This is a genomic window from Nocardia abscessus (assembly GCF_015477775.1).
Lineage (GTDB): Bacteria > Actinomycetota > Actinomycetes > Mycobacteriales > Mycobacteriaceae > Nocardia > Nocardia abscessus_A.
The window spans coordinates 91,816-104,702 of the sequence record NZ_JADLQO010000008.1; the positions used below are offsets into that span (position 1 = coordinate 91,816).

Sequence of the window (12,887 nt, forward strand, 5' to 3'; positions counted from 1 at the left end):
AACCGGGCACGCGGGGCGAGACCACTTGACCTCGCGCCCACCGGGTGTGAGTCGAACGGACAGCGCCCCCGCGTCGGCCGCGTCACTCCCGCCGGGAGGGACGCGCCCGGGGGCCCGAGGAGACTTCGTGGCCGATCAAGAGCCGCTGGAAACAACATCACAGGATGCCGAACAATTGCCGGAGCGAATCCGAGTTCATGCACTCGCCAAGCTGCTGGGGGTAACGAGCAAGCGCATCCTGGCCAAGCTGACCGAGCTGGGGGCCGACGCGCGCAGCGCGCAGTCGAACGTCGACCGGGCCGTCGCGGAGTCGGTGCGCGACGCCTTGGTGACCGTCGAGGCGGACGCCGAGCAGCCCGCCGCGCAGGCGGAGGCGCCCGCCCCGGCGCAGCCACCCGAGCCCGCCGACGAAGCCCCCGCCCCGGCGGCGGCCGAGCAGGCAAAACCCGCTCCGGAAGCGCGGACCGAGACCCCGTTCACCGGTGTGGGCGTCATCTTCTCCGCACCGGATGTGGTGAGCGCCACACAGCCGTCGCCCGGCGCGGCGGCGGCCCCGCCCACCCAGCTCTTCACGCACTCGGTGCGCCCGGAGCCGGAGCCGGTCGCCCCGGCGGTGTTCGAGTCCGCCGCCGTCGTGCAGGCCCCGCTGTTCCTGCCGCCGGATGCCGCGGCCGCCGAGGCGGCGCGCAGACAGCGCCGCGCCGAGCGTGAAGCCCGGCGCACCGAAGAGACCACGCATGAGCCCGCCGTGGCCGCGCCCGAGCCCGTCGAGGACGAGACCGAGATAGTCGAGGACGAGACCGAGTCGGCCGACCAGCAGAGTGACGCCGACGGCCAGCCGCGCCGCAGGCGCCGTGGCCGCCGTGGCCGTGGCCGTGGCCGGGGCGAGCAGCAGTCCGACGGCGACGGCGACGAGGAAAGCGAGTCGGAGGCCGAGACCGAGGACGAGTCGGCTCCCGACACCACCGAGGCCGCCGAGGCGCCGGAATCCGGCGAGACCGCCGAGGGCGAGGACGAGGACGGCGTGCCGGAAGGCTCCAGCCGCCGTCGCCGTCGCCGTCGTCGGCGCAAGGTGGCCGGTGAGTCCGGCGAGAACGAGCCCTCCGACGACGATCCGCCCAACACGGTCGTGCACGAGCGCGAACCGCGTAACAAGAGCCGCAGCCGAGTCGCGGTCGACGAGGTCCAGGGCATTACCGGCTCCACCCGGTTGGAAGCCAAGCGTCAGCGCCGTCGCGACGGGCGCGAGGCAGGCCGCCGCCGTCCGCCGATCCTGACCGAGTCGGAATTCCTGGCCCGGCGCGAAGCGGTGGACCGGGTCATGGTCGTGCGCGAGAAGTCCTTCCCGGACCACCCCACCGCCACCCAGGTGGCCGTGCTCGAGGACAACGTCCTGGTCGAGCACTTCGTCACGAGCACCGGCTCCGCGTCCATGGTCGGCAACGTCTACCTGGGCAGGGTGCAGAACGTGCTGCCCAGCATGGAGGCGGCGTTCGTCGACATCGGCCGCGGCCGCAACGGCGTGCTGTACGCCGGGGAGGTCAACTGGGAGGCCGCCGGGCTCGGCGGCAAGGAGCGCAAGATCGAGCAGGCGCTCAAGCCGGGCGACCAGGTGCTGGTCCAGGTGAGCAAGGACCCGGTCGGCCACAAGGGCGCCCGCCTGACCACGCAGATCAGCCTGGCCGGACGGTTCTTGGTGTACGTGCCGGGTGGCACCTCCACCGGGATCAGCCGCAAGCTGCCGGACACCGAGCGCAAGCGGTTGAAGGAGATCCTGCGCGACATCGTGCCTGCCGACGCCGGTGTGATCATCCGCACCGCTTCCGAAGGCGTCAGCGAGACCGAGCTGGCCCGCGACGTGGAGCGGCTGCAGGCGACCTGGCGCACGATCCGGGAGCAGACGGGCAAGGACAACAACGCGCCCAAGACGCTCTACGAGGAGCCCGACCTTCTGGTCAAGGTCATCCGCGACCTGTTCAACGAGGACTTCTCCAAGCTGGTCATCGAGGGCGACCGGGCCTGGAGCACGGTCGAGAAGTACATCGGCACCGTCGCGCCGGACCTGCTCGCCCGGGTCTCCCGGCACGACAACAACGGCGTCGACGTGTTCGAGACCTACCGGATCGATGAGCAGCTGGCCAAGGCGCTGGATCGCAAGGTGTGGCTGCCCTCCGGCGGCACCCTGGTGATCGACCGCACCGAGGCCATGACAGTGATCGACGTGAACACCGGCAAGTTCACCGGTTCCGGCGGCAGCAACCTGGAGGAGACGGTCACCAGGAACAACCTGGAGGCGGCCGAGGAGATCGTGCGCCAGATGCGGCTGCGCGACATCGGCGGCATGATCGTGGTCGACTTCATCGACATGGTGCTGGAGTCCAACCGCGACTTGGTGCTGCGCCGCCTGACCGAGGCGCTGGGCCGGGACCGCACCCGCCACCAGGTCTCCGAGGTCACCTCACTCGGCTTGGTCCAGATGACCCGCAAGAAGCTGGGCACCGGCCTGGTCGAGGCGTTCTCCACCACCTGCGAGCACTGCCACGGTCGCGGCATCCTCGTGCACACCTACCCGGTGGAGCCCGGTTCCGGCGAAGAGGCCGCCGGGCGCACCCGGGAGAGCGGTTCGCGCAGGCGCCGTGGCCGGGACAAGGGTGCGGCCGCGCCCGCGCAGGCCCAACCCGCGAACGGGTCCGGTCCCGCGGCCGAACACACCGAGGAGGAGGCGGCCGTCAAACGGGCGCATCCGGTGGCGTTGGCGATGGCCGCGCACCACTCCGACGACGAGCCCGAGCACGAGCAGGCACCGGCCGAGGCCGCGACGCGATCGTCGGTCGCCGAGCAGACGGTCGAGGCCGCGAGCGCCGAAGGCACCGGCGCCGGGGAGCGGGTGGTCGCGGAAGCGGTCGCGGTGCCCGCGGAGGAGCCGGAGACCGAGCCCGCGGAAGTCGTCGAGGTCGTCGAGCAGGTCGAGAAGATCGAACCGGTGCGGGCGGAGAAGGCCCCCATCGTCGGCCGAGCCGCTGACGAGCCCGAGCCGGTTGCCGAGCCCGCCCCTGCTACCGAGGCGGCTCCGGCCGCCGAGGTCGGTGCGCAGGCGTCCACCAATGGTGTCGCCGAACCCGAACCGGCCCGTCCGGCCCGTCGCCGGCGGGTTGCCCGTTCGGCTGCCGCGCCTGCCGCGGACAGCTCGGGGGCGGTGTTCGTGCTGCCCACCGGAGAGCAGGCGCCAACGCCCGCGGTCGACTACTCACAGCCGCAACCGGCCGAGTTGCCGCAGCGCAACAGGCCACGCAGGCGGGCGGTCGGCCGTCCGGCAGGTGCGCCGGACGCGTAGGACAGAGTCGTCACTCACCTCGCGTGGCCCCCGCCGGTCTCTCCGGCGGGGGCCACGTGCGTCCCGCCGGCGAACCGGTGGCATGCCGGTAGGGCACGCTCGGACGCCGGTTTGGTCGTGGCGGTGGCCGTCCTGTAATCTTGGACAGTCGCTGCCCGGTGACAACATATTTTGTCTTCGTGGCCCGGTTCTCGACAGTTCGATACCGAGAGCCACCAGGCGCCGAGGCGGTGGCGATTACCAGACCAGTCGTGTGGCGGTTTCTTTCCGGTGGCATCAAACCGGAGGAATCGCCGCGTGAACAAGTGCAGAGCACTATAGAGGAAGAAGGGCAGCCGACCGATGGCAACGTACGCGATCGTCAAGACCGGCGGAAAGCAGTACAAGGTCGCGGTCGGTGACCTGGTGAAGGTCGAGAAGATCGAGGGTGCGCCGGGCACCGCCGTGGCGCTGGATCCGGTTCTCGTCGTCGACGGCGCCGAGCTGACCACCGACGCCGCGAAGCTGGCCAAGGTCTCCGTGGCCGCCGAGGTGGTCGAGCAGACCAAGGGCCCGAAGATCCGCATCCACAAGTTCAAGAACAAGACCGGCTACCACAAGCGCCAGGGTCACCGTCAGCCGCTGACGGTCCTGAAGGTCACCGGCATCAAGTAAGACATCCCGAGGAGAACCAGCTATGGCACACAAGAAGGGCGCGTCCAGCTCCCGGAACGGACGCGATTCCAACGCCCAGCGACTCGGCGTCAAGCGCTTCGGCGGCCAGACGGTCAAGGCGGGCGAGATCCTGGTGCGTCAGCGTGGCACCCACTTCCACCCCGGCGTGAACGTCGGCCGTGGCGGTGACGACACCCTGTTCGCCCTGGCGGCGGGCGCGGTCGAGTTCGGTACCAAGCGTGGACGCAAGACCGTCAACATCGTGGCCCCGGAGCCGGTTCAGGCCTGACCGCCGAACCACTTCCGGATATACAGCGAGCGGGTCAGGGTCTCGAAACCCTGGCCCGTTTTTCGTGTTCCCGAACGACCAGCCCGAGTACGACCAGTCCCGAAGGAGGATGATTCGGCGTATGTCCAAGTTCATCGACCGTGTCGTACTACATGTGCGTGCGGGTAACGGCGGCCACGGCTGCGCCTCGGTGCACCGCGAGAAGTTCAAGCCGCTCGGCGGGCCCGACGGCGGCAACGGCGGCAACGGCGGGGACGTGATCCTCGAGGTCGACTCCAACGTGCACACTCTGCTGGACTTCCATTTCCACCCGCACGCGAAGGCGGGCAACGGCAAACCGGGTGAGGGCGGCAACCGCGACGGCAAGCAGGGCGCGGACCTGGTGCTGAAGGTGCCCGACGGCACCGTGGTGCTCGACGACGACGGCAAGGTACTCGTCGACCTGGTAGGTGCGGGCAACCGGTTCATCGTCGCCCGCGGCGGCCGCGGCGGGCTCGGCAATGCGTCGCTGGCCTCGAAGGCCCGCAAGGCGCCGGGATTCGCGCTGCTCGGCGAGGACGGCGAAGAGCTCGATCTGGTTCTGGAGCTGAAGTCGGTGGCCGATGTCGGGCTGGTCGGCTTTCCCTCCGCGGGCAAGTCCTCGCTGGTCTCGGTGCTGTCGGCGGCCAAGCCGAAGATCGCCGACTACCCGTTCACCACGCTGGTTCCCAACCTCGGCGTCGTCGCCAGTGGCGACACCACCTTCACCGTCGCCGATGTACCCGGTTTGATCCCGGGCGCCAGCGAGGGCCGCGGCCTGGGCCTGGACTTCCTGCGCCACCTCGAGCGCTGTGCGGTGCTCGCCCATGTGGTGGACTGCGCGACGCTGGAGCCGGGCCGCGACCCCGTGTCCGACGTCGACGCGCTCGAAGCCGAACTCGCCGCCTACAAGCCCGCGCTGAGCGCGGACGCCGTGCTCGGCGACCTGGCCGACCGGCCGCGCGTGGTGATCCTGAACAAGATCGATGTGCCCGACGCGGCCGAACTGGCCGAAATGGTGACCCCGGAGTTCACCGAGCGGGGCTGGCCGGTGTTCGAGATCTCCGCGGTGAGCCGGGCGGGCCTGCGCCCCTTGACCTTCGCCCTCGCCGACCTGGTGCGCACGTACCGCGAGGAACATCCGCAGGCGGCGCCCAAGCGTCCGGTCATCCGTCCGATCGCGGTGGACGAGGCAGGCTTCAGCGTGATCGCCGATCCGGAGGAGCCGGGCGGTTTCATCGTGCGCGGCACCCGGCCCGAGCGCTGGGTGCGACAGACCCAATTCGACAACGACGAGGCCGTCGGTTACCTGGCCGACCGTCTGGCCCGCTTGGGTGTCGAGGACGAGCTGGTGAAGCTGGGCGCCGAGCCGGGCGCGCCGGTGACCATCGGCGCCGTGACGTTCGAGTGGGAGCCGCAGATCTCGGCGGGTATCGATATGGTGCCCACCGGGCGCGGCACCGACATCCGGCTGGAGCAGTCCGACCGGGTGAGCGCGGCCGAGCGCAAGCACGCGTCGCGGGTGCGACGCGGACTGGTCCGGGACGACGAGGAGTAGGGCAACCGCCCTGACTACCGTGGATTCGATTGTGGTGCAGGGAGTTCGGTGGCGATGCAGGTAAGGTCTATTTCCGCCGAGGCGGAGTCGCCGGGCCTGAGCGACGCCCGGCTGGCGATCGCGGCGGCGCGACGGGTCGTGGTGAAGATCGGTTCGTCGGCGCTGACCAGTCTGAAAGGCGGCCTGGACACCGCGCGGCTGGATCGGCTCGCCGACGCGGTCGAGGCACGGATGCGCGCCGGATCCGATGTGGTCGTGGTGTCCTCCGGCGCGATCGGCGCGGGTATCGCGCCGCTCGGCCTGTCCAGCCGTCCGCGTGATCTGGCGACCAAACAGGCGGCCGCGAGCGTTGGACAGCTGGCGCTCGCGCACGCCTGGGGCACCTCGTTCGCCCGCTACGGCCGCACGGTCGGCCAGGTGCTCTTGAGCGCCGACGACTTCGCGCGCCGCGAGCACCACCGCAACGCGCAGCGCACCCTCGATCGCCTGCGCTCGCTCGGCGCGGTGGCCGTGGTGAACGAGAACGACACGGTCGCGACGGAAGAGATCCGCTTCGGCGACAACGACCGGCTCGCCGCGCTGGTCGCCCACCTGGTGGGCGCCGACGCGCTCGTGCTGCTGTCGGATGTGGACGGACTGTACGACGGCGACCCGCGCAAGGGCGCGGCGACGCTGATTCCCGAGGTGCGCAGCAGCGCCGACTTGGACGGCGTCATCGCGGGCAGCGGGGGCGCGCTCGGTACCGGTGGCATGGCGTCCAAGTTGTCGGCGGCGCGGTTGGCCGCCGACGCGGGCGTGCCGGTGCTGCTGGCCGCCGCCACCTCGGCCGCCACCGCGCTGACCACCGGCACCGTCGGCACCGCTTTCGCGGCGCGCCCGGTGCGGTTGTCCGCCCGCAAGTTCTGGGTCCGGCACGCCGCGGACAGCCGCGGCGCACTGCTGATCGACGACGGTGCCGTCCAAGCGGTGGCGCACCGGCGCCGGTCGCTGCTCGCGGCCGGGATCGTTGGCGTCCGGGGCCGCTTCTACGGCGGCGACGTGGTGGATCTGGTGGCCCCCGACAACCGGATCGTCGCCCGGGGCGTCGTCGAATACGACAGCACCGAACTGGCGGGCATGCTCGGCCGCTCCACCGCCGAACTCCCCGACACGATGCAACGCCCCGTCATCCACGCCGACGACCTGGTCAAGGTCTGATCGCACAGCGAATGCTCGACCGTGTGGGACCACGCAGATCCCCGCGTTCGGTCGGTCGCGGCACCACCCCGTGACCCAGAATCCATTCGGTCGTGTAAGCGCAAGCGTGTTTCGCGTGTGACGGATCTCCGGCGAGCGTTTCTCGTCGGCGTGGAATCCGCTGGGCGGTGGCGATCGCTTCGGCTTTGACCGCAGGGGCGACCTGCATGAGGGGTGCGCCGAGCCCGGTCACGGATTGGTCCAGCCGCGGCTGGACTGTCATGGCGACGCGAGCAGGACCAGGCCGGGCCGTTCGCGAAACCGGCTGACACCACGGTGTTGGGCGCTCTGGTCTGTCGAGATGGCGTGGTGAGGATATCCGTACGCGGTTTCGTGCCGGGTGGGTCTCGGCTGGAGCGGCATGGCCGTCGACGGGATCGAACGGTCGGCCATCCGATAACTGCGGTGCTTCGTAGCGAATGGGGCCGTCGACCGGCACGGCGCTGTGCCTGTCGCCCACCGAATGCGCTGAGGTGGAGTGTCTTCGGAGCATGTCACGGATCGCATGATCGTGCGTTCGGGTCGGCCCGCGTTGCCGGGTCGGCCGTGTTGCCGGTGGAGTGCCGTGGGTGTCAGCCGGAGCGGACGCGACAGTTCGTGGCAGCCGTCGGCCGGAACCGTGCTGCCGTGATGACCGGAAACTGCCGACCCATCGCCGTGGCGACGAGGTTCGCGGATCGTCCGTCAGGACGGGACCACGCCGGGTTGATTGGTCGTGGGTATCTGCTGTTGGTTGCCTTCCACCGGGCCGGTGACGCCGGGTTGGCCACCGGGGTCGGGCAGCGGGACCTCGGGCCTGGCAGGGCCGGGAGCCGGGGGCTGCGCGGGTGGAGCGGGGGGTGGGCTCGGTGGCTGGATCTGCGTTTGGGGCGGGCTCGGCGGTTCCGGGCTCGGCGCGGGTGGAGGCGGAGGTGGCGCCGATGAGCTCGGTGGTGGGGCCGGTTCCGGGCTCGGCGGCGCGGGCGGAGGCGGTGGCGGTGCCGATGAGTTCGGTGGGACTGGTCCCGGGCTCGGCGGTGCGGGTGGTGGAGGAGGTGGCGCCGATGAGCTCGGTGGTGGGACTGGTTCCGGGCTCGGCGGCGCAGGAGGAGGCGGTGGCGGTGCCGATGAACTCGGCGGTTGAACTGGCTCCGGGATATTCGGTGCAGGAGAAGGGCTCGGTGGCGTCGGAGTGGTGGGCGGCGCCTGCTGCGTCGGCGGAGCCGGTTGGGGGGACGGTGTCGGCTCTTGGGACGGTGTGGGCTGTGGCGTCGGCGTCTGGGTAGACGGCGCTTGCTGCGGCGGGGGAGCCTGCTGGGTGGGTGGCGCCGAAGGTGGCTGCTGGGTCTCCGGCTTCGCCTGGGCGGGCGGTGCCGGATTGTGCGACGGCTCGGACGATTCCGGCGCGGCAGGTGCGGGTTGCGGTGTCCGCGGCGACCATTGGCCGTTCGGCGGCGTTTGCTCGGGCGTGGCGTATCTCGGCGCGCCAGGGGGCACCGAGCGCGGCGCGGACGGCGCCGTTATCGCGGGCGGCGGGGGCAGCGCGGGCACGGCGGTTCCCGCCGCGGAATAGGCGGGCTTGTAGACCATGTTCATCGCGAGCACGGCCTCCTGACGCATCGCCTCCTGCGCCATCTGCGCGTTGATGACGTGCGCGGCTTCCAGCAGTTGCGCGATCGCGCCGACGGGTCCGGAGGCGCCGGGCGGCACCACCGCGAGTTTCACCGCTTCGGCGGCCGCGGCGACCCCGCCGAGCCGGGCGCCCACCTGGCCGAGCACGGCGGCCAGCTCGTCGGCCGACGCCGCGAAACTGCGGGCGGATGCCTGGGCCGCGTCGGCCGCGGCGCCTTTCCATTCGGCCGAGTCCATCACGCGGTCCACACCGCCGCGAGTGAGCGGGAACGAAGTGGTGAGCGCCCCGGCCACCTCGATCCAGGCCGTCGACGCGCGCAGTACCTGCGCCGCGTCGATCTGCTGTGCCTTCGCGTAGATCTCCTCGTGCCGCATCGACTCGAAGTGCTCCATCGAGTTGATGTAGGTGGGATCGGAGCCGGTCATCGGGGCAACCTCGTCTGGACCGCGCGCAGGGCGGCGGCGCCTGCGGCGTCGGCCTCTTCGAACAGTCCTCCGCTGATCAAGAACGCTTCCTTCATGCGGTAGGCCGCCTCGATGTAGTGGTCGAGCAGAGCCGCCGCGTCGCGCGCCTTGTGGCTGAAGCCCGCCTGCAACTGCTGCGCGGAGACGAAACCACCGAAACCTCCTAGGTCCGCGGCGGATTCGAGGCGCTGCTGTAGGTGGATCAGCCGATCGGCCTGCCGTTCGTACATGTCGGCGCATTGCCGAGCTGCCGCCGGATCGAACTGGACGGTCCCGGCCTGCGCGGCCTCCTTGAATCGCGCGATATCGGCTCGGCTGGTCTCGATCGTCATCGCTCACCCCTGAGATCGGTCGGTCCGCCCCAGACTAACCGGAAGCCGAGTGCCGGGTCAGCAATAGTCGGCGCCCACGGCGGCGAAAACAAGTTATACCGGTATGCGCTTTTGCAATTGGATGGCGATCTGCTCGGAGGAGGCGGGAGCGATGCGCACTTCGTCGCCCGCTTTGATCAGGTATCTTCCGTCGTTCCGCACGTCGATCCAGGTGTAGTGGATCGGCGGTGGCGGCGTCGGACGATCGAGCCGCGGTTCGATTCTGATGTGACCTTCGGCGGTATGCGGCTCGAGCAGCAGCTTGCGAATCCTTGGCGCGGCCTGCTGGCGCGCGCGCACCGTCTCCTGGTCGCGGACCGCGTCGCCGGACGCTGCCCGGGCGGGTTCGCGGCCCGCGGGGGTGTTCGGCAGCAGCGCCGCGATCCGGCGGCCGAGTTTCGCGCTGTGCCCGATCGAAATACGTACGCGCCCACCGAAATCCGGGCTCGCACCGGGTTCCTGCACCGCGAGCACGGCGCGGTCGTAGATGGCGGCGGCCAGCAGCCGCAGTTCGCTGCCCGGCTGATGCGCGCCGCCGATCGCCACGATCCTGGTGTGCGGCTTGGCCAGAATGCGCAGGCAGGCCGAGAGGTCGGGGTCGGAGCCGACCGGCAGCCGTTCTACGAGGGTGATGCGCAACTTCTCCGCCTCGTCCTCGGTGCGGGGCGTCTCCAGGATGCGCAGCGGGTACGGGTGGCGATCCAGGTCGGTTTCGCGCCAGATATGGGCGAACTCGTCCGGAGTGAAGGTCCATTCCACGGCCGCATCACATCCTCACGAACCCGCCGATGCTGCTCGTAGCCTAGCGGTTCCGACGCCGGGACCGCAGATCTCCCACGCGGCACGCCACGACCCCGGCGGGCGTGACCGGTATCCAGCCTGAAAAACCGTGCTTTCGTGACGGTGTCGCGCTCGATTGTGCCCTCCGATTCTGCTGGAATATCCGTAGAGGTTCGGGGACGCACAGGGGGCGAAGTAGAAGCCCCCGCACGGCAACAACCGGGTACGGCCGAGATCTGCCGAGGAGGATTGCGGTGCACACCATGATGCGGCGCGTGGGCGCGGGAACCGGTCTGCTGTTTCTTGTCGGCGGTGTCGCCGCCCTGGCCGGAGCTGGGCCCGCCGCCGCCGAGCCGACCGGCTGCTACGTCGACCGCGGCGTCACCGACGCGGCCGCCCTGTGCCACAGCGGCGAGGGCGCGTCGGTGCTGGACGCCGAGTGTTTCGGTCTCTTCCTGCCGTCGGTGCGGTCCGGGCCGATGTTCGGCTACTACAGCGGCTTCGAGTCGAAGGAGACGCCGGTCGGCAAGCCGATGCGCGTCACCTGTGTGGCCGACGGCGCCGTAGGGATCGCCACCCTGGCGTTCGTCGTTCCCGCCGCGGCGTCGTAGCGGCGAACTCGTTCACAGGACCGGGTTTCGCCGCCCGAGTGGTCAACTCGGCCGGGCCTCCAGCACGTTGTCCGGAGAAGCCGTCGGCACGCACCGGGTCAGCGTGAAGCCGTGCCGGGCCAGGAACTCCCGGTACTCGGCCTCGGTGCGTTCCCGGCCGCCCGCATTGACCAGCATCTCCAGGTCGATGAATTTGCTCGGGTGCGGCGCGGTGTGCTCGGGGACGACCAGTTCGACGATCAGCAACCGGGCGTCGGGAGCCATCGCCGCTCGCAGCGTGCGCAGAATTCGCGACGCGTCCGGTTCGGCCCAGTCGTGCAGGATGTGCTTGAGGATGTAGGCGTCGCCGCCTTCGGGAACCCTGTCGAAGAACGATCCGCTCTCCACCGCGCAGCGTTCGGCGAGACCCAGTTCGGCGAGCCGGGCGGGCGCCGAGGCGACCACCTCGGGCAGGTCGAAGAGGACGCCACGCGATCGTGGCGCACGGCGCAGGATTTCGGTGATCAGCGTTCCTTCGCCGCCGCCGACGTCGACCAGGGTCTGGTAGCGGCCGAAATCGTAGGCGGCGAACAGCGGTTCCATCGCCAGGGTGCCGATGCTGGTCATCGCGCGGTCGAACAGTTCGCCCAGTTCGCGGTCGTGCTGGACGTATTCGAAGAACGGCATCCCGTCCAGCTTCTCGCCGACCGGCTCGCCGGTGCGGACGGCCTCGACCAGGTGCGACCAGTGGTTGCGGTGACCGGGCGAACCGAAGAACAGCACCGCGTCGCGCAACGAGACGTCCGCGTCACGGCGCAGGGCCCGCGCCATCGGCGTCAGCGCGTATCGTCCGTCGCGCCGCTGGGTGAAGATGCCGTGACTGATCAGCAGCCGCAGCAACCGTCGCAACGCGTCCTCGTCGGCGCCGACCGCCGCAGCGAGTTCCGCGCCCGACCGCGGTCCCGCCGCGAGCTCGTCGGCCACGCCGAGCGCCGCGGCGGCATGGATGGCCTGGGTGATCCATCCGGCCGCGATCAGCTCCATCAGCGCGACGTGGCCCGGCACCAGTTTGCGGAACGCGACGGCCAGCGCGCCGCGCACCGATTCGACGGCCCGTACCAGCGGCAGCGGAGGGATTCTCGGTCGGTCGGACGCCACAGCGACTCCATCCGTCGAAGGTCGGCACTCTGCGCTTTGTCTAGGAGGGTACGTCGCGACCGGATTCGCTGCGCTGTTTCTCTCCGGCCGCCGTGGCGAGGTAGTCGCCGAGTTCGCGTCGCAGCGTGACGTCCAGCGAGCGGGCGAGCGTGGCGTGGACCGAGGCCACGGCGAGTTCGCGCATCTTGTTGAGCATCGTTGTGGTGTCGGCGATTTCGCTGCTGGTGTCGGGCATCCAGCCGGGGCCGTGTTCGTCGATGATGTGCTGTTTGGCGGCGGTGATCATGATGTGGGTGATGTCATCGATCCGGTCGGCCACCTTGGCGTAGATCTCGACGAGCGTGCGCAGTTCGAGGCCGTACTCGTGCAGTTCGGCGAACGAGGTGAGCAGCTGGGTCTCGGTGAACACCACCGTGTCGCCCTCCAGCCGGACCAGCTTCATCTCGCGCAGCCGGTCGACCAGCTCGTCGGCCTCGGCGCCGAGGATGGTGCCGATCAGCTCGCGAGGCACCTCGAAGGTCTCGTCCTTGGCCCAGGACGCCGTGACGGCGTGTTGCAGGCCGAGCACCTCGGTGAGGTCCTTGCCGGTCTCCCAGCTGGTGATGAAGTCGGCGATGTGCGCGGTGGTGAAGCCGCGCTGCAGCAGCGCGTCGATCAAGCGCAGCCGCTCCAGGTGCGCGTCGTCGTAGATGCTGGCCCGGCCGTCCTTGCCGACCGGTGGCGGCAGCAGACCGCGCTCCTGGTAAGCGCGCACGTTGCGGGTGGTGGTGCCCGCGGCGCGCGCGAGGTCATCGATCCGGTACTCCGGCGTCGACCTCACCTC

The 12,887-nt window shown here is 70.4% G+C and carries 11 protein-coding genes; 6 read left to right on the forward strand and 5 right to left on the reverse strand.

The window, feature by feature from the left end; all coding sequences use genetic code 11:
• Positions 1-127: 127 nt before the first annotated feature.
• The 5 genes from IU450_RS21020 to proB all read left to right on the forward strand — a co-directional run bounded on the left by IU450_RS21020 (position 128) and on the right by proB (position 7,050).
• Positions 128-3,334, forward strand: coding sequence for a translation initiation factor IF-2 N-terminal domain-containing protein (locus IU450_RS21020; protein ID WP_195151456.1), 3,207 nt, complete (start codon positions 128-130; stop codon positions 3,332-3,334).
• Positions 3,335-3,676: 342 nt separating this feature from the next.
• Positions 3,677-3,988 (forward strand): 50S ribosomal protein L21, encoded by a 312-nt coding sequence (gene rplU, locus IU450_RS21025; protein ID WP_040775804.1) that lies wholly within the window; start codon positions 3,677-3,679, stop codon positions 3,986-3,988.
• Between the two features lie 22 nt (positions 3,989-4,010).
• On the forward strand, positions 4,011-4,277 hold the full coding sequence (rpmA, locus tag IU450_RS21030; RefSeq protein ID WP_195151457.1) for a 50S ribosomal protein L27: 267 nt from the start codon (positions 4,011-4,013) through the stop codon (positions 4,275-4,277).
• Between the two features lie 121 nt (positions 4,278-4,398).
• Positions 4,399-5,853 carry a GTPase ObgE gene (gene obgE, locus IU450_RS21035; protein WP_195151458.1) on the forward strand — a complete coding sequence of 485 codons (1,455 nt, stop codon included), beginning with the start codon at positions 4,399-4,401 and terminating at the stop codon, positions 5,851-5,853.
• 54 nt (positions 5,854-5,907) lie between these two features.
• Positions 5,908-7,050 (forward strand): glutamate 5-kinase, encoded by a 1,143-nt coding sequence (proB, locus tag IU450_RS21040; RefSeq protein ID WP_228834921.1) that lies wholly within the window; start codon positions 5,908-5,910, stop codon positions 7,048-7,050.
• Positions 7,051-7,773: 723 nt separating this feature from the next.
• On the opposite strand, the gene IU450_RS21045 is transcribed toward proB, so the two are convergent.
• The 3 genes from IU450_RS21045 to IU450_RS21055 all read right to left on the reverse strand — a co-directional run bounded on the left by IU450_RS21045 (position 7,774) and on the right by IU450_RS21055 (position 10,295).
• Entirely contained in the window at positions 7,774-9,126 is a 1,353-nt protein-coding gene (locus IU450_RS21045; protein WP_195151459.1) for a hypothetical protein, read from the reverse strand.
• Complete coding sequence (locus tag IU450_RS21050) at positions 9,123-9,497, reverse strand: hypothetical protein (RefSeq protein WP_181721350.1); 375 nt, start codon at positions 9,495-9,497, stop codon at positions 9,123-9,125. Before IU450_RS21050 ends, IU450_RS21045 begins: the two co-directional genes overlap by 4 nt.
• 93 nt (positions 9,498-9,590) lie before the next feature.
• Positions 9,591-10,295: an ESX secretion-associated protein EspG gene (locus IU450_RS21055; RefSeq protein WP_195151460.1), complete on the reverse strand. Its 705-nt coding sequence runs from the start codon at positions 10,293-10,295 to the stop codon at positions 9,591-9,593.
• 275 nt (positions 10,296-10,570) lie between these two features.
• Between IU450_RS21055 and IU450_RS21060 the strand changes: the two genes are divergently transcribed.
• Complete coding sequence (locus IU450_RS21060) at positions 10,571-10,927, forward strand: hypothetical protein (protein WP_195151461.1); 357 nt, start codon at positions 10,571-10,573, stop codon at positions 10,925-10,927.
• 42 nt (positions 10,928-10,969) lie between these two features.
• Here the strand turns inward: IU450_RS21060 and IU450_RS21065 are convergent, their stop codons facing one another.
• Together IU450_RS21065 and IU450_RS21070 are read right to left on the reverse strand one after the other, a co-directional pair.
• On the reverse strand, positions 10,970-12,064 hold the full coding sequence (locus IU450_RS21065) for a methyltransferase (RefSeq protein ID WP_195151462.1): 1,095 nt from the start codon (positions 12,062-12,064) through the stop codon (positions 10,970-10,972).
• A gap of 40 nt (positions 12,065-12,104) precedes the next feature.
• Positions 12,105-12,884, reverse strand: a complete 780-nt coding sequence (locus IU450_RS21070) for a MerR family transcriptional regulator (RefSeq protein WP_195151463.1) — start codon at positions 12,882-12,884, stop codon at positions 12,105-12,107.
• Positions 12,885-12,887 lie beyond the last annotated feature (3 nt).